The organism is Phaeobacter piscinae, from assembly GCF_002407245.1.
In the GTDB taxonomy this organism is placed as follows: Bacteria; Pseudomonadota; Alphaproteobacteria; order Rhodobacterales; family Rhodobacteraceae; genus Phaeobacter; species Phaeobacter piscinae.
On sequence record NZ_CP010682.1, the window covers coordinates 44,207 to 69,321 of the forward strand.

General features: G+C 59.2%; 22 protein-coding genes. 9 read left to right on the forward strand and 13 right to left on the reverse strand.

The features are described from left to right. Window positions 1-744: 744 nt before the first annotated feature. The gene (locus tag phaeop14_RS17340) at window positions 745-2,238 is read right to left on the reverse strand and encodes an oligosaccharide flippase family protein (RefSeq protein ID WP_096790381.1); all 1,494 of its coding nucleotides are present in this window, start codon (window positions 2,236-2,238) and stop codon (window positions 745-747) included. A gap of 120 nt (window positions 2,239-2,358) precedes the next feature. Beyond that, window positions 2,359-3,042 (reverse strand): sugar transferase, encoded by a 684-nt coding sequence (locus tag phaeop14_RS17345; protein ID WP_096790382.1) that lies wholly within the window; start codon window positions 3,040-3,042, stop codon window positions 2,359-2,361. A gap of 354 nt (window positions 3,043-3,396) precedes the next feature. Between phaeop14_RS17345 and phaeop14_RS17350 the strand changes: the two genes are divergently transcribed. Together phaeop14_RS17350 and phaeop14_RS17355 are read left to right on the forward strand one after the other, a co-directional pair. After that, window positions 3,397-4,458: an aldose epimerase family protein gene (locus phaeop14_RS17350; protein WP_096790383.1), complete on the forward strand. Its 1,062-nt coding sequence runs from the start codon at window positions 3,397-3,399 to the stop codon at window positions 4,456-4,458. After that, window positions 4,451-5,803 (forward strand): cytochrome-c peroxidase, encoded by a 1,353-nt coding sequence (locus tag phaeop14_RS17355; protein WP_096790384.1) that lies wholly within the window; start codon window positions 4,451-4,453, stop codon window positions 5,801-5,803. Before phaeop14_RS17350 ends, phaeop14_RS17355 begins: the two co-directional genes overlap by 8 nt. A gap of 12 nt (window positions 5,804-5,815) precedes the next feature. On the opposite strand, the gene phaeop14_RS17360 is transcribed toward phaeop14_RS17355, so the two are convergent. Together phaeop14_RS17360 and phaeop14_RS17365 are read right to left on the reverse strand one after the other, a co-directional pair. Further along, window positions 5,816-7,372, reverse strand: coding sequence for a CRTAC1 family protein (locus phaeop14_RS17360; protein WP_096790385.1), 1,557 nt, complete (start codon window positions 7,370-7,372; stop codon window positions 5,816-5,818). Then, the gene (locus phaeop14_RS17365) at window positions 7,362-8,576 is read right to left on the reverse strand and encodes an ROK family transcriptional regulator (protein ID WP_096790386.1); all 1,215 of its coding nucleotides are present in this window, start codon (window positions 8,574-8,576) and stop codon (window positions 7,362-7,364) included. Before phaeop14_RS17365 ends, phaeop14_RS17360 begins: the two co-directional genes overlap by 11 nt. 186 nt (window positions 8,577-8,762) lie before the next feature. Here phaeop14_RS17365 and xylF point away from each other — a divergent pair, with 186 nt between their 5' ends. The 4 genes from xylF (at window position 8,763) to phaeop14_RS17385 (ending at window position 12,541) form a co-directional block, all read left to right on the forward strand. Next, window positions 8,763-9,788 carry a D-xylose ABC transporter substrate-binding protein gene (gene xylF, locus phaeop14_RS17370; protein WP_014889239.1) on the forward strand — a complete coding sequence of 342 codons (1,026 nt, stop codon included), beginning with the start codon at window positions 8,763-8,765 and terminating at the stop codon, window positions 9,786-9,788. Window positions 9,789-9,906: 118 nt separating this feature from the next. Then, window positions 9,907-11,208, forward strand: a complete 1,302-nt coding sequence (locus phaeop14_RS17375) for a sugar ABC transporter permease (RefSeq protein ID WP_096790387.1) — start codon at window positions 9,907-9,909, stop codon at window positions 11,206-11,208. Next, on the forward strand, window positions 11,205-11,987 hold the full coding sequence (locus phaeop14_RS17380) for an ATP-binding cassette domain-containing protein (RefSeq protein ID WP_040169773.1): 783 nt from the start codon (window positions 11,205-11,207) through the stop codon (window positions 11,985-11,987). The genes phaeop14_RS17375 and phaeop14_RS17380 overlap by 4 nt, the downstream gene beginning before the upstream one ends. Before the next feature lie 125 nt (window positions 11,988-12,112). Then, on the forward strand, window positions 12,113-12,541 hold the full coding sequence (locus phaeop14_RS17385) for a MerR family transcriptional regulator (protein ID WP_040169775.1): 429 nt from the start codon (window positions 12,113-12,115) through the stop codon (window positions 12,539-12,541). Window positions 12,542-12,553: 12 nt separating this feature from the next. Here phaeop14_RS17385 and phaeop14_RS17390 read toward each other — a convergent pair whose 3' ends face one another. From phaeop14_RS17390 to phaeop14_RS17410, 5 genes are all read right to left on the reverse strand, one after another. Further along, the gene (locus phaeop14_RS17390) at window positions 12,554-12,910 is read right to left on the reverse strand and encodes a type II toxin-antitoxin system RelE/ParE family toxin (RefSeq protein ID WP_096790388.1); all 357 of its coding nucleotides are present in this window, start codon (window positions 12,908-12,910) and stop codon (window positions 12,554-12,556) included. Then, the gene (locus phaeop14_RS17395; RefSeq protein WP_040169778.1) at window positions 12,894-13,169 is read right to left on the reverse strand and encodes a type II toxin-antitoxin system ParD family antitoxin; all 276 of its coding nucleotides are present in this window, start codon (window positions 13,167-13,169) and stop codon (window positions 12,894-12,896) included. The genes phaeop14_RS17390 and phaeop14_RS17395 overlap by 17 nt, the downstream gene beginning before the upstream one ends. A gap of 41 nt (window positions 13,170-13,210) precedes the next feature. Continuing rightward, window positions 13,211-13,933 (reverse strand): tryptophan-rich sensory protein, encoded by a 723-nt coding sequence (locus phaeop14_RS17400; RefSeq protein WP_040182405.1) that lies wholly within the window; start codon window positions 13,931-13,933, stop codon window positions 13,211-13,213. 78 nt (window positions 13,934-14,011) lie between these two features. Then, window positions 14,012-15,568 carry a cisplatin damage response ATP-dependent DNA ligase gene (locus phaeop14_RS17405; protein WP_096790389.1) on the reverse strand — a complete coding sequence of 519 codons (1,557 nt, stop codon included), beginning with the start codon at window positions 15,566-15,568 and terminating at the stop codon, window positions 14,012-14,014. Continuing rightward, the gene (locus phaeop14_RS17410) at window positions 15,568-16,581 is read right to left on the reverse strand and encodes a ligase-associated DNA damage response exonuclease (protein ID WP_096790390.1); all 1,014 of its coding nucleotides are present in this window, start codon (window positions 16,579-16,581) and stop codon (window positions 15,568-15,570) included. The genes phaeop14_RS17405 and phaeop14_RS17410 overlap by 1 nt, the downstream gene beginning before the upstream one ends. A 193-nt stretch (window positions 16,582-16,774) precedes the next feature. Here phaeop14_RS17410 and phaeop14_RS17415 point away from each other — a divergent pair, with 193 nt between their 5' ends. After that, window positions 16,775-18,109: an MATE family efflux transporter gene (locus phaeop14_RS17415; RefSeq protein WP_040182412.1), complete on the forward strand. Its 1,335-nt coding sequence runs from the start codon at window positions 16,775-16,777 to the stop codon at window positions 18,107-18,109. Window positions 18,110-18,118: 9 nt separating this feature from the next. Here phaeop14_RS17415 and phaeop14_RS17420 read toward each other — a convergent pair whose 3' ends face one another. Both phaeop14_RS17420 and phaeop14_RS17425 read right to left on the reverse strand, forming a co-directional pair. Then, window positions 18,119-19,096, reverse strand: a complete 978-nt coding sequence (locus phaeop14_RS17420) for a DNA topoisomerase IB (protein WP_096790391.1) — start codon at window positions 19,094-19,096, stop codon at window positions 18,119-18,121. Between the two features lie 74 nt (window positions 19,097-19,170). Next, window positions 19,171-20,550 carry an NAD-dependent succinate-semialdehyde dehydrogenase gene (locus phaeop14_RS17425; RefSeq protein WP_096790392.1) on the reverse strand — a complete coding sequence of 460 codons (1,380 nt, stop codon included), beginning with the start codon at window positions 20,548-20,550 and terminating at the stop codon, window positions 19,171-19,173. 189 nt (window positions 20,551-20,739) lie between these two features. Here phaeop14_RS17425 and phaeop14_RS17430 point away from each other — a divergent pair, with 189 nt between their 5' ends. Together phaeop14_RS17430 and phaeop14_RS17435 are read left to right on the forward strand one after the other, a co-directional pair. Next, entirely contained in the window at window positions 20,740-21,975 is a 1,236-nt protein-coding gene (locus tag phaeop14_RS17430) for a putative DNA modification/repair radical SAM protein (protein ID WP_040182417.1), read from the forward strand. Further along, on the forward strand, window positions 21,975-23,420 hold the full coding sequence (locus phaeop14_RS17435) for a UdgX family uracil-DNA binding protein (RefSeq protein ID WP_096790393.1): 1,446 nt from the start codon (window positions 21,975-21,977) through the stop codon (window positions 23,418-23,420). Before phaeop14_RS17430 ends, phaeop14_RS17435 begins: the two co-directional genes overlap by 1 nt. Window positions 23,421-23,446: 26 nt before the next feature. On the opposite strand, the gene phaeop14_RS17440 is transcribed toward phaeop14_RS17435, so the two are convergent. After that, window positions 23,447-23,704, reverse strand: a complete 258-nt coding sequence (locus phaeop14_RS17440) for a hypothetical protein (RefSeq protein ID WP_096790482.1) — start codon at window positions 23,702-23,704, stop codon at window positions 23,447-23,449. Window positions 23,705-23,730: 26 nt separating this feature from the next. Beyond that, complete coding sequence (locus tag phaeop14_RS17445; RefSeq protein ID WP_193438281.1) at window positions 23,731-25,104, reverse strand: polysaccharide biosynthesis/export family protein; 1,374 nt, start codon at window positions 25,102-25,104, stop codon at window positions 23,731-23,733. Window positions 25,105-25,115 lie beyond the last annotated feature (11 nt).

Here is a 25,115-nt window from a genome sequence, read left to right on the forward strand (position 1 = left end):
GGCGAGATGTTCCGAACAACATGACACTCCTTCCTGAAGGGCTTACAGGCAGATCGTCTGGGGGCTTCAGGTTGAGGGCTACTTGGGCCACCGCAGCTTGCTAGAGGCGGTGGCCCCTTGTTGCATATTGGCATCGGCGATGTGTATCGGCTCCGCTCAGCAACAGTTCGACGCATTGACTGGTGTTTCGGAAATGGATCGGCAACCAACTCTTGCAGACTCCTGCTATATGTCTGGCACAGTCCCCCGGTCGGGTGGCGTTGGCACCTATTTCCATAGGACGAGGTTCGTAGCGTTGAAAGAAGACGGGGGCTTGGTCTTTGAATTGCCCCGCTCTCCAGGCTGGCTTTTGAACTGCGCACTGTCATCTTGGCGCATGGTTGGGGCTCGTGATATCCAACGGTGAGATATTTCTTGGTGGCACTTGCCGTTCTCTAATTCCGCATCGCTGACAGCACAGATTAGGTCGATTAGCCGCAAGATGACACAAAGGGCTCGAAGTTGCGACGAGCTTCAGCTTTCTCTCCGGACGCCTACATGGGGTAGCCGTCGATGCGGTAAGGATCGGATGGAAAGCTCGTTGCGGGGTGCAGCTTGGTCAATACCGAGAGCCGCGCAGAGAGCGGTGAAACGGCTTCACCGTGTTCAGTGAATTTCTACGTCAGGAACATGCAGCCCAGCATACGGCGGTGTTGAAGCCAGGCGTAAGGCTTGCTCCTCCAGACTGACCGGGGGTTGTCCGCGTTATTGCGCGCAATTGTTCCTGTTGCTTCGGATCTTGCTGACAATCTGATGGAGCCGGTCCCCCCCAACCAGAAGGATCATAGCAACATAGGTGGGGATAGCCACGGCAAACTGCGCCAACAGTTGCGAGGTCCCATACATCGGAGGTCCCAATTCGCGCAGCGTAAATAGGGCGATGGCCATCATGGATACAGATATCAGGGCCGGTCGCAGGGAATCGAATATATAGGTTGCCACCGACATATCGAGTATCCTCAGGGTTTTGCGTGTCGCAATTGGCCACAGCAGGAAGGAGATGCCCACGAGCGCGGACATGATCCGGTTCAGGCCTTCAGGTGCCAGCAGCAGAATTGCTGCAAATCCCGACAGGCTGACCACACATTCGAAGCCGAACCACCATCTTGCATGGCCTGAGAACCGAACCAGAGAAGCCTGCATGACGCCGATGCTCATCATCAGGCTCAGCATGGCAAAGCATTGCAGCGGATAGATTGCCGCCAGCCATTTGCTGCCAAAGACAAAGGGGATGGCTGTTGGTGCCACGATGATAAAGCCGATGAACAACGGAAAGGCAGCTGTTGCTGCGGCAAAGCTGCTGAGGATAAACGCCTCGCGGCGCTGATCTTTTTCCGCTTGGAGGCTGGCGAACAGGACTCTGGTGACTGGCAGCAGGGTCCCAATGGTCAGCTCCTGCAGGATCTCGCAGATCCTTCGGGCGAAGAAGAAAATGCCGAGCACAGCCGGCCCTGCAACAATCCCCAGAAGAATCTGGTTGATCTTGGTCGGTTCGATCATCCGCCCGCCCATGGTGAACAGGGTAAAACCGCGCAAATCTCTCAGCGCCGCACGGGAAAGCTGAAATCCCGGACGCCAATCCGCAGTCCAATAGGACACAATGCAGCCAACTACTGCTGTGATGACCTGTGCCATGATCAGCGCCCAGATGGCATAGCCTTGTAGGACAAGCAGCAGGCAACCCGCCGCACCCAACCCGTTGGCCAGCGTTGTGCGCAGGGCGATATGGCGAAACTCCATGCGCCGGTTCACCAAGGCGGCGGGGATATTTCCAAGCGATACGAAGAGGATGCGCAGGGACAAGACCGGCAGAATGACTGCCAGCACATCGAGACTGGTCCAGCTTGCGATCAGCGGGGCTGTGAAAACCAAGACCGCGATCGCGGCCAAGGCAATGGCCATGGTCAGCCAGAATGCGCTGTCCAGATGCGCCTGCCTCAGATCGCTGCGTTGAATAATGGCGTCGCCCAGGGGGAGGGGCACCAAGGTCATCACCCAGATCACAATTGATGTCGCAAGGGCCACCGCGCCAAAATCGGCAGGCTCCAGCAGCAGCGAGGTGACGAGGAAAACAACAACGGTGAGACCATTGCTGACCATGATGTTGACGAAAGACCAGAACACCCCGAGCAACGCGAGGCGGCCGCGGCCTCTTGATACATGGCTCAGTGTTGATGCGTCGGTATTGCTGTCGTGCATTCTGGTCGTCCCGCTATTGCAGTGAGGGAAGCTGATGCCGCGCGGCTCTCCGCCGCTGACACAGGCTGTGATCCCTTTTGCCTTCGTCCGGACAGTATCGCATAGGGCTTAATGGCGTCTTTACCGTCCGGTCCGGGCGATAACCGACAGGCCCGTCAACAGGATCAGTTTGATATCAAAGCTGAATGTCCGGCGTGCGAGGTAATCAATATCAAAAGAGACGCGATCCTCATAGCTGACATCATTGCGCCCGGATACCTGCCACAAGCCAGTGATTCCCGGTTTCTGGCTAAGGTAGATTGGCGCAGCGGAGCCATATTTGCTCAACTCGCACCGCACGATTGGCCGTGGCCCGACAAAGCTCATATCGCCGCGCAGCACATTCCAGATCTGCGGCAGCTCGTCCAGGCTGCTGCGGCGCAGGAACAGGCCCAGGCCGGTGATCCGCGGGTCCCGGCTCAGCTTACGGTCGCGCGCCCATTCTTGAGCTGCCTTGGCGTCGGTTTTCAGATGTTCGGCCAAAACGTCCTCGGCACCGTGGATCATGGTGCGGATTTTCCAGCAGGTGAAGGGGGTGCCGTCCTTCCCGATGCGCGCGTGGCCGAAGAAGCCCGGCCCCCCGTCGCGTCGGCTGATCACCCACAGAAGGGCAATCACCGGCGTAAGTACCGGAAACAGTATCAGGGCCAAGAGGATATCCAGAAGGCGTTTTCCAATCATGGCGTACAGGCCAATACGCCGTGGATCGGCCTGCTCGCAGCCAACTGGTGAGCGCAGGTTGTCGAAATTTGTGATGTCGCTCATGTCTTACCCCGATCTCCAACCTCGCGGTGTCAACGTGAATGTCGACAGGGTCGCTATTTGCTCTTGGTGGCTGCGACCTCATCCGCCTTTCCTAAGATTTGATTCAAATTCGTGGCAAGAATTTGTCTTAAACAGAGTATTGCTTGGGCGCTGTCTGATTGCCGGGGCTGCGTCGGAGGCCGGCGCGGCCGATGGAACGTGTGGCTGACTCCGACGCCGACATCTCTGATGCCCGCTGCTCAGCCACCTGTGTCGGCTGAATTGACAGCTCTGGTGTAACCTATTAATTTGATATTCGAAATAAATAGCCCACATCAGGACTGGTCGGGGTTCTGTAGCCAAGGACACCCATTTATGCCATCAGCCAGCCAGTCATCTATTGGAGCATCCTCTCCGCCGCACGCGCATCTGCCGGAGACTGCCGCTGATCATCTGCGATGGCTGGATCTGGAGACTGATCATCTGCGACTTCGGGTCCTCAACTTCGGCGCGGTCACGGCACGGCTGGACCTGCGCGTCGGCGACGTTTGGGTGCCGATGGTTCTGGGCTATCATGATATGGTCTCCTATCTGGGGGACCCTTTCTATCTGGGCGCTATTGTTGGCCGGGTGGCCAATCGCGTTGGCGGCGCGGGTTTCGATCTGGCGGGGCGGCTGGTTGCACTGGATGCCAATGAGGGGGGCAATCAGCTGCATGGTGGGACGGCGGGTCTCGGGCGGGTGTTTTGGGAAATCCAGCAGGTGGCCGATGATGCGGCGGAGCTGAGATATACCTCAGCTGATGGTGAGAATGGCTATCCCGGGTGCGCTGAATTCCTGCTGCGGATCACAGTGTCCGGCGCCAGTGTCAGCTATGATATGAGTGCCAGCGTTGATCAGACGACACCAATCAATCTGGCGCAGCACAATTACTATACGCTGGGTGTCACCGGCGACATTTGGGGGCATCGCCTCCGCTGTCCTGCGACCGCCTATCTTCCGCTTCGCCCGGACGGGGTGCCAACAGGCGCGATTGCGCCTGTCGCGGGGACCTCGTTGGATTTTACCCTTGGGCAGTCTTTTGCAGAGCTGGATCCACAGCGGCGCGGGACCGACACTCATGTCATCTTTGCCAAGGGTGCCGATAGCCATATGCCGGAGGTTGCGACGTTGACTGCTCCAAACGGGGTCGCCATGCGGGTTTTTTCGGATCAGCCGGGTGCGCAGATCTATACCGCAACACATCTGAACAGCGCGGTGGCGGCACAGGGCGGGCAGCAGCTAGCACCCTTTGCCGCTGTCTGTATTGAGCCGCAGGGGTTCCCGGATGCGGTCAATCAACCTGATTTTCCAAGTGTTATGGTGCACCCAGGGCGGCCGTATCATCAGAGATTATCATTGAATTTCTCAACAAATGAGGCGGATCAGGATGACTGAGTATTGGCGTCGGAACGGTCTTCTGGGGTGTGTTATCGCTGGTCTGAGCCTTGTGGCCTATACCAACGCTGTCATCGCGGAGACCAAGCATCAGCCCTTGGATCTTGGACAACGTCCGAGTTTCGCGCTGATGGATCAGGCACAGGTCGAGTTGGGGCAGTTGTTGTTCTACGATCCGATCCTGTCAGGCAATCGCAACATCAGCTGCGCCAGCTGTCATCATCCGCGGTTTGGCACTGGTGATGGTGTGTCGCTGTCGTTGGGTGAAGGCGCCAACGGGCTGGGCCCCAAACGACAGGTGGATCCCGAAAACCTGCCGGAGCAACGCATCCCGCGCAATGCGCCCGCACTTTGGAACCTTGGCGCGCGCGGGATGGATGTGATGTTTCATGACGGTCGTCTGGAGGCAGATCCCGCCTACGGGTCAGGTATTCGGACGCCGTTGGAGGGCGATATGCTGTCTGGGTTTGACTCGGCGCTGTCTGCCCAGGCGATGTTTCCGGTGCTTTCAGCAGATGAGATGGCGGGCCACTACGGCGAAAACGAGGTGTCCCGCGCGGTGCGTCTGGGTCAGTTGAGTCATCCGGGGGGCGCCTGGGATCTGGTCGCAGGTCGGGTGGCGGATATTCCGGAATACAGGCAGCGGTTTGATCGCGTGCTAGGCGCTGGGGCTCCCATTCGGTTCACGGATATCGGCAATATGCTTGCCGCCTTTATCCGGTTTGAGTGGCGGGCCGATGACAGCCCGTTTGATCGTGCGCAGATGGAGGGAGAGCCGCTGCCACCCGTTGCGGCGCGGGGGCAGGGCTTGTTTTATGGCGCAGCAGGCTGCAGCCAATGCCATTCCGGCTGGTTGCAGACGGACAATGGGTTTCACGCAATCGCAATGCCACAACTCGGACCGGGAAAGGCGGCGCGGTTTGAAGCGCATGCCCGCGATGAAGGTCGGCTACGTGTCACCGGAACCCCTGATGATGCGTATAGGTTTCGCACCCCCTCGCTGCGGAATGTGGCGCTGACGGCCCCCTATGGGCACAGCGGCGCCTATGCCACGCTGGAGGCGGTTGTGCGTCATCATCTGGACCCGCTGGACGCGTTGATGGCATATGACCGCAGTCAGGTGGTTCTGCCTGCACTTCCGGGCGTGGTAGATTGGGCCGCATTGGATGATCCTGCGGAGGTGCAGCGTATCGCATCCGCCAATGATTTGGCGCCTGTTGCGCTGAGTGACGGTGAGATCGCCGATCTTGTTGCCTTTCTTGAGGCTCTGACCGATAGCACTGCGGCGGCGGGGCGGCTTGGCGTACCTGATACCGTGCCCTCAGGCCTGCCCGTGGAGCAGTAGGCCCGGGCGGGGCTACTGGATCACTGTAATATGCTGGTTGGGTGGCACCGCCTGCCACTCGGTTGTCTCTCCATCCGGCCAGATCACACGCAATCGCAGGCCCTGCGCCTCTCCCAGGCCAAAATGTAGATCGCCGAAGGAACCGCCCGCGTGACCTCCACCAACCGTGATTTCGCGGGTATGGATCCGGGTTCCGGTGTCCAGCTCGACAAAGGCACCGATGGCTTGGGTGTTCGGCGCAGCGCCCCGCAACGACAGGGAGAGCCAGTTACCTGTGGCTTGAGTGGCGTTCTGATAGAGCTCCATCGGCGCGCGACGGTTGACCACGGCGAGGTCAAGGCGACCATCCAGATTGAAGTCACGCAGAACGGCGCCACGAGACCGGGCCATGCTGGCGATTTGTGCCGCTGCGGCGGCATCCGTAAATCGCCCGTCAACACCTTGGATCAAAAGCGTATTTGGGTCACGCATGGCGGCGTCTGGCATCTGTTCCACATTGCCTTTGGTCACGAAGATATCGTCACGTCCGTCGTTGTTCACATCACCGAAATCCGCATGCCATCCGGTGGAGGGTCGCCCGTCGCCGCCGCTGGTTGGACGGTGGGCGGTTGTTCCGTAGTCGTAGGTCACATCGCGGTAGGACGGGCCGATACCGGCCGGATCAAACAGCTGAAGTTTCTGATCCCCCATTGAGGTGAGATAGACATCAGAGAACCCATCGCCATTGAGATCGCGCGACGCGATACCCATGCCCCAGAGGTGATAGGGGGCCCAGCCGTCATCCTGCTGGTATAGCACGGGCGGCGTGGTCATCTTCCACATCTGTTCCTGCCCGTCGCGGACGTAATAGTGCCGATCATTGCTGATGCGCAGGTCGGCGCGCCCCTGCGCAGGCCCGTCCGCGCGTCGGTGCCAGTTGGTGAACAGCATGGATAGGGCACAATAGCCGGGTTTGAGCCTGTTTGGCGGGCCATATCTGCTCCCCTCGGGGCGATAAAGCAGCGTGTCATCGCAGGCCTCAAAAGGACCATCCGGGTTGCTCCGGTCTACGTAGGTGCCGAAGGCCAGAGTGGGGAGTTGCGCCCCATTTTCCCATGTCGCGGAGAAGGCAGTGGTCCAGTGATCACCACTGGAAAATCCAAGATCATCAAATGGTTCGAACTGGCAGTCTCCGGTGCCACGCAGCAATTGGTCGGCGCCGACACGCAACAGGGCGAGATCCAGAATCCCGTCACCGTCAATATCCAGCGGATAGATGCCGGTGACCCCCGTTTGCGCCAAGGCTTCTGGCGTATCGGCGGTAAACTGCACATTTGCACCGGGGGTCTTGGTCCGATTCATCATCAACTGAACCGGGTTGCTGCCACCTGCGGCCACCAGATCGGGAAACCTGTCGCCGTTGCAATCCAGCGAAGCCAGCCCGCCGCCCACGAAATGCTCCCAGCCGCCATCATAGATATGCGCGGCGATCGGGCGTGGGGTGAAGACGGGCGGCTCAGATCCGTTGGCAAATGCAATCTGCGGCAGAAGGCACAGTGGCGCCAGAAGTAGACGGACCCTAACTGGCATGGCTTGCAACCTCGCGGATGGTGAGGGCCGAGACTTCTTCAATCGCATAGGCTGCGGCGCCTTTCGCCCACATCTGATTGCCCCAGCCATGCACGCGCACCTCTGGTAAGGGGCCATCCACCTGCACCACCCAGCGGCGCATTTCTTCGACCACTTTGTCGGAGGACAGGTATCCAAAGGCCAACTGCGCGCCGGCCAGGACGATCATCTGAGGGTCGAAGATATTGACAATGTTTGCCAGACCCATGGCAAACATCCGTCCGGCGCGGTCGAGGATGGATTGTGCCATCATGTCGCCATCAGCCACCGCTGCATAAAGCGAAGCAAGATCTTTGTGCCGCTCGACTCCACTGGTGATATTTGCCTCGCGCAGCAGAGCATAGTCGCCAACATAGGCCTCCAGGCAGCCACGTTGCCCGCATTGGCAGAGCGCGCCTTCCAGCTGCACCTTGATATGGCCGAACTCCGCACCGCAGCCACGCGCGCCGCGATAGATCTGGTTGTCAATAACGATGCCCATGCCGACCCCGTGCTCGACGGTGACAACGACAAAGTTGCTGCGGGTGTCGCCTTCGCCGAACAGATGCTCTGCTTTGGCGACCAGGTTGGCGTCATTGTCGATGAACACCGGCATGCTGAGGTGCGACTTTAGCGCACTTCCGAGGTCAATGTTGCGCACATTGAGCGATGAGGACCAATAGATGAAGTTTCGCTCCGCATCCATGACACCTGCCATGCCGATGCCGACGCCGGAGATCTGCGCGCGGGTCAGCCCACCTTTGGCGCAGCTTTGATCCAGCGCCTCGACAATTTTCTCGCACAGGGCATCCGGGGACATCTGACCGCCACGCAGGGGCATTTCGTGGCTGATCAATTCGGTGCCTTCGAAATCGGTGATCAGCGTGGTGATGGCGTGATGGGACAGTTTTAACCCGGCGATATGATGTGCGCTGCCCCGAATTTTGAGGGCAACCCGTGGGCGGCCCCGTTTGGCACCGCGTGCGGTGTCGGGGCTGACCTCCTCGATCAATCCGGCAGCCAGCAGCTCAGCAGTGATTGCGGTGACAGTGGCCGGGCTGATCCGGGTGATCTGGGCAATATCGATTCGGGCGATCTGCCCGGCGGCGCGTATGGTATCAAATACCTGTAGGCGGCTGCTTTCGCGCAACTCGCCGGAATGTGAAAGCCTGTCCGATTTGACCACCGTATTTCCCCCTTATTGTCGGGCGGGTTATCGCAGGAAACGACCGACCGACAAGATATCCGAGCTCATGATACATTATTTAATTTGAGTTTCAAAAAAAATAATGTTAGGGATATCAGGACGGGCATGTAGCGAGGGGGGACCTGACTGCTGCACGGGCCCGCAACGACCCGAGGGAGGAAAACAATGAAATTCTTGAGTGGCGTATCCGCACTAGCTTTTGCCGCAACCGCGAGCATGGCCCTTGCCGAAGATGTGACCGTTGGCGTCAGCTGGTCGAACTTTCAGGAAGAACGCTGGAAAACCGACGAAGCCGCGATCAAGGCCGCACTGGAAGCAAAAGGTGCAACCTATGTGTCTGCAGATGCGCAGTCATCTTCGGCAAAGCAGCTTTCTGACATCGAAAGCCTGATCGCACAGGGCGTTGATGCGCTGATCGTACTGGCCCAGGATGCCCAGGCCATCGGCCCGGCCGTGCAGGCCGCCGCAGACGAGGGCATTCCTGTTGTTGCCTATGACCGCCTGATCGAAGACGGCCGTGCGTTCTACCTGACCTTTGACAACGTCGAAGTGGGCCGGATGCAAGCGCGCGCCGTGCTGGAAGCGCAACCCAGCGGCAACTATGTGATGATCAAGGGCTCGCCCACCGATCCAAACGCCGACTTCCTGCGCGGTGGACAGCAGGAGATTATTCAGGCGGCAATTGACAGCGGTGATATCAAAATCGTTGGTGAGGCCTATACCGATGGTTGGCTGCCGGCCAATGCACAGCGGAACATGGAGCAGATCCTGACCGCTAATGACAACAAGGTTGATGCGGTTGTCGCCTCCAATGATGGCACCGCCGGTGGTGTTGTCGCCGCGCTGACCGCGCAGGGCATGGAAGGCATCGCGGTTTCCGGTCAGGATGGGGATCACGCTGCACTCAACCGTGTTGCTAAGGGCACGCAGACTGTATCTGTCTGGAAAGACGCCCGTGATCTGGGCAAGGCTGCGGCAAACATCGCGGTTGAAATGGCCGAAGGTGCTGCCATGGGTGATGTTGCGGGCGGCGCTGCCTGGACCTCCCCTGCGGGCACTGAGCTGACCGCTCGCTTCCTGGAACCGATCCCGGTAACCGCCGACAACCTGTCGGTTGTTGTGGATGCTGGATGGATCACCAAAGAAGCGCTGTGCCAAGGTGTGACCAACGGCCCCGCGCCCTGCAACTAAGCTGCGGCTGAGAACGCTCGGCTGCTGCGTTTCAAACCGGCGCGCGCCCACAATACGGTCCTGATCGGATCGGGCGCGCGTCCCTCCTTTAAATACCGCTGATCACTGGAGTTCGGATATGACCGAAACCACGTCTCAGCCGATCCCCGAACACAGCAAGCGTGGCCTGTTCCAGCAATTGGAACTGGACGTCCGCCTATTGGGAATGATCGGTGCCTTTGTCATCTTGTGCATTGGATTCAACATCCTGACGGATGGGCGTTTCCTGACGCCGCGCAATATCTTTAACCTGACCATTCAGACCGTGTCGGTGGCGATCATGGCCACGGGCATGGTGTTTGTGATCGTGACCCGTCACATTGACCTGAGTGTCGGCGCGCTGCTGGCGACCTGCTCGGCGGTGATGGCCGTGGTGCAGACGGATGTGCTGCCGGATATGTTGGGTCTTGGCCTCAACCATCCTGCCACCTGGATCATCACCGTCGCCGTGGGCCTCACCATTGGTACGCTGATCGGTGCCTTTCAGGGGTGGATGGTGGGCTTTCTGACCATTCCGGCCTTTATTGTGACGCTGGGCGGATTTCTGGTCTGGCGCAATGTGGCCTGGTACCTGACCGATGGTCAGACGATTGGCCCGCTCGACAGCACCTTTCTGGTCTTTGGCGGCACCTCCGGCACATTGGGCACCACGCTGAGCTGGGCGGTTGGGATCGTTGCGACCGTTCTGGCGCTGGCCGCATTGTGGAACAGCCGCCGGGCCAAGCAAGGACATGGCTTCCCGGTGAAGCCAGCCTGGGCGGAAGCGGTGATCGCCGGTACTGTTGCCGCGTCCATCCTTGGTTTTGTTGCCGTCCTCAATGCCTATCAAATCCCCGCCCGCCGTCTGAAGCGGATGATGGAGGCGCAGGGAGAAACCATGCCCGAGGGGCTGGTCGTTGGCTATGGTCTGCCGATTTCGGTATTGATCCTGATTGCTACCGCTGTGGTGATGACAATTATCGCCCGCCGGACGCGTCTGGGGCGGTATATCTTTGCGACTGGCGGCAACCCTGATGCGGCTGAGCTGTCTGGCATCAACACGCGGCTTCTGACGGTGAAGATTTTCGCCCTCATGGGGTTCCTCTGTGCGCTATCTGCTGTTGTGGCGTCGGCGCGACTGGCGAACCACTCAAATGATATCGGCACCTTGGATGAACTGCGCGTCATTGCGGCGGCAGTCATCGGCGGCACGGCCCTGTCTGGCGGCTTTGGCACGATTTACGGTGCGATCCTTGGCGCGTTGATCATGCAGAGTCTGCAATCGGGTATGGCCATGGTTGGTGTCGATGCACCGTTTCAGAATATCGTTGTCGGCACAGTGCTGGTCGCGGCAGTCTGGATTGATATCTTGTACCGTAAACGTGTGGGGGCCCGGATATGAGCACCGCAAAAGAGCTGCGCGCCGCAGGCGCCACCCCGCTGGTCGAGATGAAGGATATTTCGATCTCCTTCGGCGGCATCAAAGCCGTGGACCACGTCAGCGTCGACCTTTACCCGGGTGAGGTTGTCGGATTGCTGGGCCACAACGGTGCCGGGAAATCCACCCTGATCAAGGTGTTGTCCGGCGCTTACCAGATGGACGCCGGTGAAATCCGGGTCAATGGCGACAGGGTTGAGATCACCAATCCGCGGGATGCGCGGTCGCATAATATCGAGACGATCTATCAGACGCTGGCGCTGGCGGATAACCTTGATGCGGCCTCAAACCTGTTTCTGGGGCGTGAGCTGGTGACTCCGTTTGGATTGGTCGACGACTCCGCAATGGAGGCCGAGTGCCGCAAAATCATGAACCGGTTGAACCCGAATTTCCAGAAGTTCTCAGAACCGGTGTCGGCGCTTTCCGGTGGCCAACGCCAGTCGGTGGCCATTGCAAGGGCGGTGTATTTCAACGCCAAAATCCTGATCATGGATGAGCCGACCGCAGCCCTTGGTCCACATGAGACGCAGATGGTGGCAGAGCTGATCCAGCAGCTGAAGGCACAGGGGATCGGGATTTTCCTGATCGACCATGACGTCAATGCGGTGATGGAGCTGTGTGACCGTGCCTCTGTCATGAAGAATGGTCAGCTGGTCGGCACCGTTGATATTGACGATGTCACCGATGACGACCTGCTGAGTATGATTATTCTGGGTAAGCGGCCGGGAGAAGCGGCTGCCTGAGGCAACAAGGTTTTGACAAAAGGGGCTGCCATTGGCGGCCCCTTTTTGCGGTTTCCCTGGCTTGCGGGGCGGCAGGTTGAATTCTACAGTCTATGTAGATTTTTATGGGCGCTGGGGGAAACAGCATGCTGACGATTGGGACATTGGCCAAACGCACCGGGACAAAGGTGCAGACCATTCGCTACTATGAACAAATCGGTTTAATGCCGGAACCGGGCCGAACCGCGGGCGGGCAACGTCGGTATGGCCATACCGAGCTGGATAGATTGGCCTTTATCCGCCATGCCCGGCAACTGGGGTTTCCGTTGGAGGCCATTCGCGAATTGCTGGATCTGGCGGATCATCCCGGTCAATCATGTTCCAATGCGGATTCCATTGCGCAACGGCAGCTGAAGCAAGTGGCGGACCGGATCGCTCGACTCGAAGCCCTGCAGACTGAGTTGCAGCGAATGATCTGCGATTGTGCTGGCGGTACGGTCGCCGAATGTCGCGTTCTGGAGGTGTTGCGGGATCATTCCGAATGCCTGACCAATCATGATGAAATCGGGGCCTGATCAGATTTTTGGTCACGCCTCATCATGGCCAAGCGCACGCAACAGCATTCGGCGCTGGTGATCTTGCCCACCGAAGAACACCGCCAGCACGCGCAGCTGTTGGCCTGTCTCGTTGAGATCAAAATAGAAGATGGCACGCCCCTTTGTGACGCTGCGCAGGCCCGGCGCAATGTCGGTGCGCAGCGTGCCTTGGTGGGGCGCTTGCCCCAATGCCTCAACCGCGTCGTCAATCTCTGTCAGACGTGTCGCGGCGCGTTCAAACGCGGTCTCTGTGTCCTCACCAAAGCTGATGGCGGCTTCAAAGAGAAAGTCGAAAATAGCCTCCAGGTCTCGGTCGATCGCTTCGGCGCGATCAACCCGGTAGATCATGCTGCATCCGTTTCCGTTTCAGAAGATCAGCTGTGCGTTGACGGCCATCTGATGCACTGACAAAGGCACCATCGCGCCGCTCTGCAATCAGGGCGCGCAGGGCTGCGGTATCTGCACGGCGTGCCTCTGTTTCTTCGCGCAGAAGTTCAAGACCCTGTTGCAACACCGCGCTAAGGCTCGAATACCGGCCTTCCGCGACCAAGGTGCGGGCAAAGTCATCCTGCGCTTCGGTCAAGGAGATGGAGGCTTTGACACTCATATCGTACCTGATGTTGCGGGCTGACTAGTACCATGCCTACACTACTCAGTAGCATATTTCAATCCGGCGCTGAATAGGCCGCGCAACGCAACGATGATCCAGCCCAGACCGGCCAAGGCAACAACGAGCAAGTTGTCGCTGCCCCACTGATTGATGACGATGCCACCGACAGCCCAGCAGATGGCAACAGTGTAGGTCCAAGCTGAGGGGCTGCCTGTCTGTACCAGAAGCGCTACGACCAAGGCGATGATGAGGCATAGTATTCCGGACAGCTGCGGGTCCATCAGGCCATATCCCGGAAGGACAATGCTAATAGATACAGCAGAAGCGACAGTTAACCACCCGGCGTAGAGCCCCACGGGCCCTCGCTTCCAGATCCTGTCATTCCGACCAGCGCAGCGCATTGCGAGAGTCGCGGTGGCAGCCATCGCCACTATCATGAACGTGGCAAGAATCGGCGAAATGTTTGCAACCCACAGCCAGCAGGTACCGATAACCAGGCTGACCGCCAAGTATCTTCGCATTTCATGCCAAGACGGATCCTCGGCCGCACGAAGTGCGCCGTAGCCCGCCCCTACAATGAGCCAGAGATAGATCACGGGCCAGATCGAAAAAGTCGGGCCTATCGGCTGTATAATCGGTTGGGGTTGCGGGTAGGGCAACTGGTCGGCGGTGTAGCCGGTGAACGGGTTCGTCACCAACGGTGCTGCCGCAAATGCTACGGCGAGCAGAAAAGTGAGGTAGGCCAATGTCTGCTTGCTCATGGGATTTGGTACTCGCTTTTGTTCACGCGGATGGTCTGGGTAGGAATTATCTGAGTATTCCTATTTACTTACACAACCTTAAAGGAACCCTCTCAATTCCTCGATCGAGCCTGCTTCTAACGGTGGTTTATCGGTTCGGATGCGATTGATCCGGGGAAACCTCATGGCGAGCCCGCTTTTGTGACGGCTCGATTCATTCAAACCCTCAAAGGCAATTTCCAGCACCAGTTCAGGCTTTACCGCCCGGACAGGGCCAAAGCGATCAATTGTATTATTGCGGACAAATCGGTCCAGTTCCTTCAATTCGGCGTCGGTGAATCCGAAATATGCCTTGCCTACTGGTACCAGTTGGTCGCCATCCCATACGCCAAAGGTGAAATCGGAATAGTAGCCTGAACGCTTGCCATGCCCGCGCTGTGCATAGAGCATGACCGCATCCACAAGCATTGGATCACGTTTCCATTTGAACCAGTTGCCGCGCTTGCGCCCCGCTATATAGGCGCTGTCGCGGCGCTTGATCATAACGCCTTCTATCACGCTGTTTGGTGGATCCGCGCGCAGTTTCGCCAGATCTTCCCAAGTCTCAAAGTCAAGCGGCAGAGAACGATCAATACGCGGATCATTCAGATCTGTGACGCAGGCTTGCAAATGGGTCTGGCGATCAACCAATGTGCGGGACCTCAGATCCTCGCCATTCCAGAACAGTACATCGTAGACCCGTAGCGCAGCGGGATGGCTTGCCAACATGGCTTTTCCAACCTTCTTGCGACCCAGCCGCTTCTGTAGATCGCCAAAGGGGGCAACGATGTCCTCACGCTTTACCAGCAGCTCACCATCCAGCACCCCGTCAAAATTCAACGCTTCGATCACATCGGGAAAGGATCCGGAGATATCTTCACCGGTGCGCGAATACAGTCGTCTTGTCCCGTCGTCGTTCACGGCTTGAACACGGATGCCGTCCCATTTCCATTCCGCGACGAAGTCTGCCGGTGAGAGGCTGGCGAGGTCTTCCAGATCGGTGCCGGTGGACAGCATGACCGGGCGGAAGGGGGCCGCGGCAAGGTTCACGGGTTTTTCGCCACCCTCTAGCCAAGCAAACAGAGGCAGATATGGCGGGGTCAGCCCGTGCCAGAGCTCTTCTATCTCGGTGACATCAACATTGCCAAACTGGGCCAGCGCGCTGCGCGCCAACCGGGCAGAGACACCAACGCGCAGACCACCTGTCGCCAACTTCAGATAAGCATAGCGCTGCGTCGGGGTCATCTGTGACAACCGCCGAGCGATGAGTGCGGGGAGTTGTGCTTTGGCGGTGCTGGTCAGTTCATGCACCGCATCGGCCAGCGACAGGTCAATCACCGTGTCGGAGTGCGGCCAGATCAGGGCCACGGTTTCCGCCAGATCACCGACAAAATCGTAGGACAGGCGGAACAGCTCTGCGTCTGTCTCCTCTGCCACCAGACCGCGCAGCAGGGAGGGTGTTACGTTGCGCAGGGCAAGGTCACCGGTGATGGCCGCAAGCGCATAGCCCCGGTCCGGGTCCGGGATGGCGTCAAACGCGGTCTTTAAATGTGCAATCTTGCCATTCCGCGATGGCGTGAAGGCGAGTTGCTCCAAAAGCTCGGCGAAGGCCTGCATCACTCTGCCTCCTCCTCATAGCCGACGAGCCTCAGGGGGCGGGCGGTGATCTGGTTCAACTCGCACCAGCGGACCAGCGCGTCCTCACGGCCGTGAGTTACCCAGACTTGTTTCGGGTTGAGATCCTTGATGGTGCGGGTCAGATCCGGCCAATCCACATGGTCGCTGAGGATCAGGGGCAGTTCGACGCCCCGCTGCCGGGCGCGGGCACGCACCTGCATCCAGCCGCTGGCAAAACAGATGACCGGATCGGGAAAGCGCTGCGCCCAGGTCGCGGCAAAGGCGGAAGGCGGGCCAAGAATAATCTGGCCTTTAAATGCCGCTTTGCCTTCTTTGGTGGTGGCCGGACGCAGTTCTCCCAAATCGATCCCCTGCGCGATGTGGTAGTCACATAAGCGCTGCAAGGCACCGTGGATATAAATCGGCTGATCCCAACCCGCCTGCCGCAACAGCGCGATGACGCGTTGCGCCTTGCCCAATGCGTAGGCCCCGACAAGGTGGCAGCGCTCAGGTTGGGACGCAACAGAGCGCAGCAGTTTTTCGATTTCGGACTGCGGACTGGGGTGGTTGAACACCGGCAGACCGAAGGTGGCCTCGGTCACGAAAACGTCGCAAGGGGCCAGTTGAAAAGATGCGCAGGCGGGGTTGTCCACGCGGGCATAGTCACCTGAAACGGTGATGGCGGTATTGCCGTCGTCGACAGTAATCTGACAAGAGCCCAACACATGGCCGGCGGGCGTAAACCGCGCGTCAATGCCGTCCACTTCCGTCCTTTCTTCAACGGCAATACGGGTGGCGCAGAAGTCCTCACCATAGCGTATTGCCATGATATCCAGCGTCTGGGGGCTGGCCCAGACCGTGCCGTGACCGGCGCGGGCATGATCGGCATGCCCATGGGTGATCATCGCGCGGGGCACCGGGCGTATTGGATCGATGTAGAAATCCCCCGCCGGGCAATAGAGGCCATCCGGCTGGGGGTGCAGTAACTCCTCCGGCAGGCGTTTTGCGCTCACGGGATTGGCTCCTTCGTGTCAAACCAACGGGTATCGGGAAGAAGCTAACCCAATCAGGTGTTTGGACAAGGGCTGTGGTGCTATCGACTGACAAATTCAGTGTTAAATGGATGGGGCTGGAACTATCTGCGGAGTCACGCGTTTTGCCCTTTGTGACGCAGCCATCCCAAAATATCAGCTGAGGAGACGACCCGTGGCGCAGAAGAATTTGACGCAAGGGGGGGTCTGGTGTGCGCTTGCAGCAGTGTCTGCACCAATGTCGCTGGGCATTCTGGGCGTGTTGAGCGTTGGTCTGGCTGATGCCTATTTCCTAGGTCAATTGGGAGAGGCACCGCTTGCGGCTGTAGGGTTCATCTATCCCGTGACAACAGCGGTGACATCGCTGTCGATCGGCCTGTCCGCTGGTGCAAATGCGGCAATTTCTCAAAGTCTGGGACGCGGCGATAGCGAGGCTGAAACCAACAGGCTGTCGATCCACGCCATCGTCTTGGGCACCGTGGTTGCGACATTGGTGGCGCTGGCGTTTTACCTGGGCGCGGGCGCTCTGTTCTCGGTGATGGGCGCGAAGGATGATGTGCTGGCAGAGGCGCGGTCTTATGCGCCATTCTGGGCGCTGTCGTTCCCGTTTTTAGTCGGCATGGCGCTATTGAATGCGGTGTTCCGGGCGCATGGGGATGGCGCAACCTCGGCGATGATCATGTTGGTGGCAGCCGTTCTTAATATCGCGCTGGACCCGGTCCTGATCTACGGGCTCGGCCCGGTGCCGGAGATGTCGACTGCCGGGGCTGCACTTGCCACTGCTATAGCGCGGGTTCTGACGCTGATTGGGGCTTTTAGCTACGCGCTTCGGATCGGGGTCATTCGCCCGCCAGAGGTGTTCACCGATGGCATCGGCGGTTCTGTGCGCGAGGTTATCCGTGTTGGCCTCCCGGCCGCATTTTCAAATGCGATCAACCCGGCCGGAATGGCGATGGTCACAGCCGCGGCGGCGACGCTGGGTGATACTGTCGTTGCCGGGCTCGGGGCTGCACAGAGGGTGCAATCGGTGGCTCTTGTTCCATTGCTGGCGCTGTCGGCGGGTATCGGGCCTGTTGTCGGGCAGAACTGGGGCGCGGATCAGCAGGCGCGTGCGCGTCTGGCAGTGTGGCGATCGTGGCAATTCTGCGTCGGATACGGGCTGGCCGTGGCTTTGGCGCTGACGCTGTTTGCATCTAACATTGCGGGGCTCCTTTCGTCAGATCAGGGGGCGGCTGCAACGACCGCGCAATACCTGCGCATCGTCAGCTGGAGCTTTCTCGGGTATGGCGTTTTGGTGACCGCCAACGCCGCGATGAATGCGCGTTCCAAAGCTGTTTGGTCGATGGGTTTGAGCCTGATGCGGATCTTTGCGGTCTATGTGCCGCTGGCGTGGCTGGGTGTCTGGATGTTTGGTTATGCAGGCATTCTTGGCGCTGCGGTAATCGCCAATCTGGCGGCTGTTCCGGGCGCTTATTTCACCGGTCGCAGGACGGGATTGGTGGCGCGCTGAAAGCGCCGTTCAACCGGCATTGAGGAAATCAATTAGTCTATCCTCCCCCAAGCGTAGCCCGCTGATTTGGCGCTGTGGCAAAGCGCTCAGCCGTGCTGCACGTTGAGGGTCTGGTAGCTCGGCCAATGCGATGATCTGCGGATGGATATAGCTGTTGCGGGCGATGGTTGGGGTGTTGTGTAGCCGCTCTGCAGCGGCTTCGGCCATCGCGGTGATGGTCAGGGTTGGGGCATCGAGAGCGACGGTAAATGCGGCGTGGCTGCCGTTCCAGGTGCGCAGGGTCTTGGCGGAGACCCCATCGCCGCAGAGCTCAGCCAAAACTTCCTGCACCTGCTCTGACCGCACGGCGCGGGCATTGCCGTCGGCGTCGACCCAAGAGATCAGTTCGGGACCGGCCAGATCCTGTGAGCGTTCAAGAATGCGTTGCAACGCAGGGCCACGTAGGGATTTCTCCACGGTCTGGCCACCCTTCGCCGTATATCTCAGCTGTATCACCTGCCCCGAAAAGGCGACGTGACGCGGGCGCAATGTGGTGGCGCCGTAGCTGCCGTTCTCCTCGGTGTAGCTGGGATTTCCAATTCTGAGCGAGCCGCGATCCAACAGGGCGAGTACGGCGGCGATCGCGGTTTCTTCGTCTCCAACAGGGCCGGTCAACCTGTCGCTGATCCAGCGGCGCAACACGGGTAGGCGCTCCCCAAAGATGCCGAGCTGGGCAAATTTCTGTTCGGCGCGGTGCGCCTGCCACTCAGGGTGATAGCGATATTGCTTCCGATCGCGGGCGTCGCGCCCGGTGGCTTGAAGATGGCCATTGGATAGTGGGCACAACCAGACATCTGTGTAGGCAGGCGGGACGCCCAAACCATTCAGTCGCGCCCGTTCCGCCGCATCGCCGATATGACTGCCATCGGGCATGTAGTAGGAAAACCCGCGGCCTCGACGGCGGCGGGTAACACCGGGCTGATCATCCGTGTAGTAGACCAGTTTCATTGCATTGATCCCTGTCTCAACAACGATGGACCATGAGGTTGGGGGCCGCCCGAGGTCAGGCGGCCCTCACGATATCAGCTCATAACCATGACTGATTTGACGTTCACAAATTCTTTCATGCCAAAGCCGCCGTGTTCCCGACCATAACCGGAATCCTTGACACCACCGAAAGGCATGTTGGGGATCGCAAGGCCGAACCCGTTGATGAACACCATCCCCGTGTCGAAGTGATCACGGGCGAGGGCAAGAGCCTTCTCGGTGTCCTTGGTCATGATGCCGCCACCAAGGCCAAAGCGGCTGTCGTTGGCGATGCGCATGGCGTCATCCTCGTCCTGCGCGCGGATCAATGCGGCGACCGGGCCGAAGAGTTCATCATCATAGGCGGGTTGGCCGGGGGTCACATTCTCAAGAACGGTGGCCGGGTAGAAGAAACCATCGCCATCTGGCATCTCACCACCGCAAAGCAGTTTGGCACCACCTTCGAGACTGTCTTTCACCTGTTGATGAAGATCGTCGCGCAGGTCCTTTCGCGCCATCGGCCCGATGTCGGCATCTTCCCCCATCGGGTCACCAGGGGTGACCCGCTTCATCGCCTCGACATAGGCGTCGCGGAACTGATCATAGATGGCGTCCACCACGATGAAACGCTTGGCGGCAATGCAGGTTTCGCCATTGTTGTAGGTCCGGCCATTGACGCAGGTCTGGACGGCAGCCTCGATATCGGCGTCCTCTAGCACGATGTAGGCATCGTTCGACCCCAGCTCCAATACGGTTTTCTTCACTGCCTCAGCGGCCTTGGCACCGACCTTGCGGCCCGCGCCATCGCTGCCGGTCAGGGTGACACCGCGCACCAGATCGTGGCTGATCAAACTATCCGATTGATCATGGGAAATCACCAGCGCCTGAAACAAACCCTTCGGCAGGCCCGCGGCCTCGTAGATTTCCTGCAGCATCTGACCCGAGCCGGTCACGTTGGAGGCATGTTTCAGCAGCACGCCGTTGCCAGCAATCAAGCTGGCAATCGAATAGCGGACAACTTGATAAGCGGGAAAATTCCATGGCTGTATGCCATATACGACACCGATGGGTGAGTAGAAAATGTGCCCTTTCTCGCCACCCTCGATATCGCGTTCTTCCGGGGCGAACGCAGCCGGGGCTTCGGTCGCGCTGTAGTCACAGATCGCGGCGCATAGATCGATCTCCTGATGGCTTTGCTTGAGCAGTTTGCCCATCTCCTTTGTCATCAGTTCTGCAAGCTCATCCTTGCGGTCGCGCAGGGCCGCGCCAATAGATTTGATGACTTTTGCGCGATCTTCCACCGGGGTCAGCCGCCATTCCAGGAACGCTTTGTGACTGCTTTGCACAGCGTCCTCCAGCGCCGCATTGCTGAGCACATCATAGGTGTCGAGCGTCTCGCCAGTGGTGGGGTTCACGGTTGTGATTGTATCGGACATGGTCTGCCTTTCGTTCTATCGGCAAGAGAGGGATGCCTCTGCCTGTCTCTTGCAGGCACAACGTAGCGTCGGCGATTGGGTTCCCGGTAATCGCGGGAACGTGAGGTCGCATCCGAAGTTGTGGGATGGGTCGGCCTGTTCATCGCAACTTGGATTGCCTTCCCCTTAATGAGAACATATATAGAACATATGACTCGACAGACACTGGATCAAAAACTCGCCATCCTAAGTGATGCTGCCAAATATGATGCCTCTTGCGCGTCTTCTGGCTCAACCAAACGCGACTCACGCGATGGGAAGGGGCTGGGCTCAAACGAGGGGACGGGGATCTGCCACGCCTACGCGCCAGATGGGCGCTGCATCAGCCTGTTGAAGATCCTGATGACCAACTTTTGCATCTATGACTGCACATATTGCGTGAATCGGGTGTCCTCGAATGTACCGCGCGCACGGTTTTCGGTGGATGAAGTGGTGAAGCTGACCATCGAATTCTACCGACGCAATTATATCGAAGGTCTGTTCCTGTCCTCTGGGATCATCCGGTCGCCGGACGCGACGATGTCGGATATGGTACAGATTGCGCGTAAACTACGGCAGGAAGAGAATTTTCGCGGTTACATCCACCTCAAAACCATTCCAGATGCAGCACCGGAGCTGATCGCTGAGGCTGGTCTGTTGGCGGATCGCCTGTCGATCAACGTCGAGATGCCGAATGATGCAGCAGTGCGCGAACATGCGCCGGAGAAAGATCCCAGCCAAATCCGCAAGGCGATGGGCGATGTGCGCCTGCGCAAGGAGGCTGCCAAGGATCGCAGCCACACAGGCCGTCGCCCGCCACGGTTCGCCCCGGCAGGGCAGTCCACACAGATGATTATCGGGGCGGATGGGTCAAACGACGCGATGGTGCTGGGCCAGTCGACCCGGCTTTACTCCAGCTACAAGCTGAAGCGGGTTTATTATTCTGCATTCTCTCCCATCCCCGACAGCTCGGCCAAGTTGCCGCTGATATCCCCGCCATTGCAGCGCGAGCATCGCTTGTATCAGGCAGATTGGTTGCTGCGGTTTTATGATTTTCAGCTTGATGAGATCACCTCGGTGACGCCGGATGGCAATCTGGATCTGCATATAGACCCCAAATTGGCCTGGGCGCTGGCCCATCGTGAAATGTTCCCGTTGGATGTGAACCGTGCCAGCCGTGAGATGCTGTTGCGGGTGCCGGGGTTTGGCGTGAAGACGGTGAACCGCATCCTGAGTACCCGGCGGCACCGGTCGCTGCGATATGAGGATCTTCTGCGCATCGGGGCCTCAATGAAGAAGGCCCGGGCCTTTGTCGTGGCGGGTGGTTGGACACCGGGTCGGCTGACGGACAGTGTCGATTTGCGGGCGCGGTTTGCACCGCCACCAGAACAGCTGGCCCTGTTCTGATGTACCATGCTGAAATGCCTGTAATCGGGACCGGGGAGGCCTGGCGCCGCGCTGCGCGGGGGTTTCTGGCACAGGGTGTTCCACCTGAGGCAATTCTCTGGAACAACGACAGCACGGCGCCGGATCTGTTCGCATCGCAGACCCGCCCGCCGCCCAATGGAGATATCCATGTGCCGCGCGGCTTTGTCACCTTGGCGGATAAGGTGGTCTGGCACATCGATCCGAGCCGGTTTTCCCGGCTCTATGGGTTTCTCTGGCGCCTGCGGGGGGCGCCTGGTCTGATGAGTGATCGGGGTGATGTGGATTTGGCCCGGCTGCGGCAGATGGAAAAAGCTGTGTCGCGCTGCCAACACAAGATGAAAGCCTTCGTCCGGTTTCGTGAACTGGGTGACGTGGATGCGCCGCGCCGGTCCTTCGCGGCGTGGTTCGAGCCAACACATCACACGGTGGAACCAACGGCAACGTTCTTTGCCCGGCGCTTTGCCGATATGGACTGGCGCATACTGACGCCGGATGTTGTAGCGATATTTGAGGGGGGCGAGTTGCGGTTTGAGCCCGGCCTTCCCCGGCCCGAACTGCCGCAGGATGCCAGCGAACAGCTCTGGATCACCTATTTCCGCAATATCTTCAATCCGGCGCGGCTGAAGGTTCAGGCCATGCAGTCAGAGATGCCAAAGAAATACTGGAAGAATATGCCGGAGGCCGCCGCCATTCCGGAGTTGATCGCCACAGCCCCGGCGCGGGCGCGCGCCATGGCGGAAGCCGCACCAACCTTGCCACCGGTGCGCGCCGCGCGGGTGCAGGCCCGCTTGCCAGAGGCAAACCCCTATTGGCAGGGACCGGCAGATGAATTGCCCGCGGCGATCAACAGCTGCACTCGTTGTCCGTTGTATAGCCCAGCCACTCAGGCCGTGCCCGGTGAAGGTCCAACAGATGCGGATCTGATGATTGTCGGCGAACAACCCGGTGATCAGGAGGATCTGGTGGGGCGGCCATTTGTGGGGCCCGCCGGGCAGCTGTTTGATCAATTGGCGGCTGAGACGGGGCTGCCGCGGGCGGCGGCCTATGTCACCAATGCGGTGAAACATTTCAAATTCATGCCCCGAGGTCGCAAGAGACTGCATCAACGGCCCAACGGATCGGAGATCCGCCATTGTCAGGTTTGGCTCCGGGCTGAACTGGATCTGGTTCAACCAAAGCTGATCCTTGCGCTAGGCGCGACAGCGGTGGAGGCATTGCTTGGGTCGGGCAATGATATCCTGCAACGGCGTGGCACGATTGAGCATCGCACCGACGGGACCCCTGTCCTGATCACCTTGCATCCGTCTTATCTGCTTCGGGTGCCTGACCCCCATCTGCGCGCGCAGGCAACCGAGGATTTACGGGCAGACCTGCGGGTCGCAGCTGATTGGTTGGTTCAGTGCGAGACGTCGGGCAGGCCTTAATGCGAGCCGCCACTAAGGCCCTGCTCCTAGTCCGTGCTTGTGGTGCTGGTCGACCCTGAGGAGCCAAGGCCCGCGACCAACGCCAGACCCAGAAGACCAATTGCAGGTGCAATCATCGGTGCGAATTGACCTGCAACCGGTTCAATGAACAAAAGACACGCGTCCTCTTCCGCGTTGCGGTCATCCTCGCAGTCCAGTTGGTCATCTGTGGTCTTTGCCGTCTGCGCCAGACCGGAACCTGCCATCAGCAGAAGGGCAAGGGCGCAGCTTACGATTGGGCGCATGATATAGCCTATCGCCGTTTGTCCCATCAGTTCACCGCCGCCGCGACGGGTGTTGTGATCAGGGAAGGGGTGATTTGGCGTAGGGTACGGCCCCATTTGGTGACCGGGTTCTCGGCGACGAAGATCACATCATCCGGCCGTAGCTGGAATTTGGTTGCAAGTGTCAGGTTGGCCGCACTGCTGGCATTCAGATGCCAGGCGGTCACCGCGCCGAATTCACGCGGGTCGCTGGAGGCGCGCAGCACATAGACTTGCGAAACATCACCGGTTTCGCGCGCGATCCCACCACCTGCATCGTAGAGCGCATCCGCTAACGAGGCTTGGCGTTCATAGGGCAGGGGATAGCGGGTCTGTTTATCAACCTCGCCGGTCAGATAGACATAGTCACGGTCATTCGCGCCAAGATCTTCGCGCGCCTCAAAGGTGCTGCGCTGTTCTGCATAGTCACTGCGGCGCAGGGAGATCGCAGTGTTCAGCTCGCTCAGTTCCTGTGCGCGGGCAGCGAGCGTTGTCTGCTTCAGGCGTATCTGTTGTTCAAAGAAGCGCTCCGCGCGGTTGAGATTGAAATCCGTATCGACAAACACGGCATCGCCGGAGATGAGGCGTGTGTTTTGCAGATCGGGGCTGGCGTAGAAATCTGTAAGCGGGATCTGATAGAGTTCACCGTCGCGATAGATCCTGACAGAGCTGACGTCGATATCCGCTACGGACACGCTTCCCGCAGCGGCCAGCGCCTCGCTGAGGTAGAGCGGTGTCAGGGTGATCGGCAGAACACCGGGCTTTCCAACGGCTCCGCCAACGGAGACGCGGCGCGAGTTGAACTCGGCGATTTCGAGGCTGAAAGTCGGGTCGAACTGAGCTTCGACCAGTTTCTGGAACAGCAATTCCTCCGCATCCTCAATCGTCAGGCCCGCAATGCGCACGCGCCCGACATCGGGAATATTGACCGATCCGTCATCCTGTACGGTATAGCCATTGCGGCTGTTCTGCGCTGCCAGCAATCCGGTCAGCTCTTCCAGCGTGTTGCGTGTCGTGGGGGTTGCCAGCATGACAACATCACCAACCCCGATCTGATAGGACATTTCTGGAACCGCCGGAGGACGCTTCAGGGCAAGGCGCTGATTGCGCAGGCCCTCCTGAGTGGATGGCGCCTCTGGCAGTCGCCCCGCGCCGCGAACAGAAACACCCGCGCCGGTACCGGCGGTGCGCGCGTAGGCCTCCGGAAGGGATTGCGGGGCGTAGGCGGCCCGGTTGGCTTGCGTTACGGTTTCGCCAGTCAGCGGCACCACACGCACCTGTGTGCCATCCCCTGCACCGGGAATGACATCAGAGCTGCGATAGACGGTTGAACATCCTGCCAGCGCAAGGGCGGCGCAGCAGATCATGGAAATCAGGCGCAAGGTCTTTCCTC

Bases quoted from the DNA above. Each gene is read 5' to 3' on its own strand.
- phaeop14_RS17340 (WP_096790381.1), bottom strand. From the start codon at position 2,238: ATGCACGACAGCAATACCGACGCATCAACACTGAGCCATGTATCAAGA.
- phaeop14_RS17345 (WP_096790382.1), bottom strand. From the start codon at position 3,042: ATGAGCGACATCACAAATTTCGACAACCTGCGCTCACCAGTTGGCTGC.
- phaeop14_RS17350 (WP_096790383.1), top strand. From the start codon at position 3,397: ATGCCATCAGCCAGCCAGTCATCTATTGGAGCATCCTCTCCGCCGCAC.
- phaeop14_RS17355 (WP_096790384.1), top strand. From the start codon at position 4,451: ATGACTGAGTATTGGCGTCGGAACGGTCTTCTGGGGTGTGTTATCGCT.
- phaeop14_RS17360 (WP_096790385.1), bottom strand. From the start codon at position 7,372: ATGCCAGTTAGGGTCCGTCTACTTCTGGCGCCACTGTGCCTTCTGCCG.
- xylF (WP_014889239.1), top strand. From the start codon at position 8,763: ATGAAATTCTTGAGTGGCGTATCCGCACTAGCTTTTGCCGCAACCGCG.
- phaeop14_RS17375 (WP_096790387.1), top strand. From the start codon at position 9,907: ATGACCGAAACCACGTCTCAGCCGATCCCCGAACACAGCAAGCGTGGC.
- phaeop14_RS17380 (WP_040169773.1), top strand. From the start codon at position 11,205: ATGAGCACCGCAAAAGAGCTGCGCGCCGCAGGCGCCACCCCGCTGGTC.
- phaeop14_RS17385 (WP_040169775.1), top strand. From the start codon at position 12,113: ATGCTGACGATTGGGACATTGGCCAAACGCACCGGGACAAAGGTGCAG.
- phaeop14_RS17390 (WP_096790388.1), bottom strand. From the start codon at position 12,910: ATGATCTACCGGGTTGATCGCGCCGAAGCGATCGACCGAGACCTGGAG.
- phaeop14_RS17395 (WP_040169778.1), bottom strand. From the start codon at position 13,169: ATGAGTGTCAAAGCCTCCATCTCCTTGACCGAAGCGCAGGATGACTTT.
- phaeop14_RS17400 (WP_040182405.1), bottom strand. From the start codon at position 13,933: ATGAGCAAGCAGACATTGGCCTACCTCACTTTTCTGCTCGCCGTAGCA.
- phaeop14_RS17405 (WP_096790389.1), bottom strand. From the start codon at position 15,568: ATGCAGGCCTTCGCCGAGCTTTTGGAGCAACTCGCCTTCACGCCATCG.
- phaeop14_RS17420 (WP_096790391.1), bottom strand. From the start codon at position 19,096: ATGAAACTGGTCTACTACACGGATGATCAGCCCGGTGTTACCCGCCGC.
- phaeop14_RS17425 (WP_096790392.1), bottom strand. From the start codon at position 20,550: ATGTCCGATACAATCACAACCGTGAACCCCACCACTGGCGAGACGCTC.
- phaeop14_RS17430 (WP_040182417.1), top strand. From the start codon at position 20,740: ATGACTCGACAGACACTGGATCAAAAACTCGCCATCCTAAGTGATGCT.
- phaeop14_RS17435 (WP_096790393.1), top strand. From the start codon at position 21,975: ATGTACCATGCTGAAATGCCTGTAATCGGGACCGGGGAGGCCTGGCGC.
- phaeop14_RS17440 (WP_096790482.1), bottom strand. From the start codon at position 23,704: ATGCGCCCAATCGTAAGCTGCGCCCTTGCCCTTCTGCTGATGGCAGGT.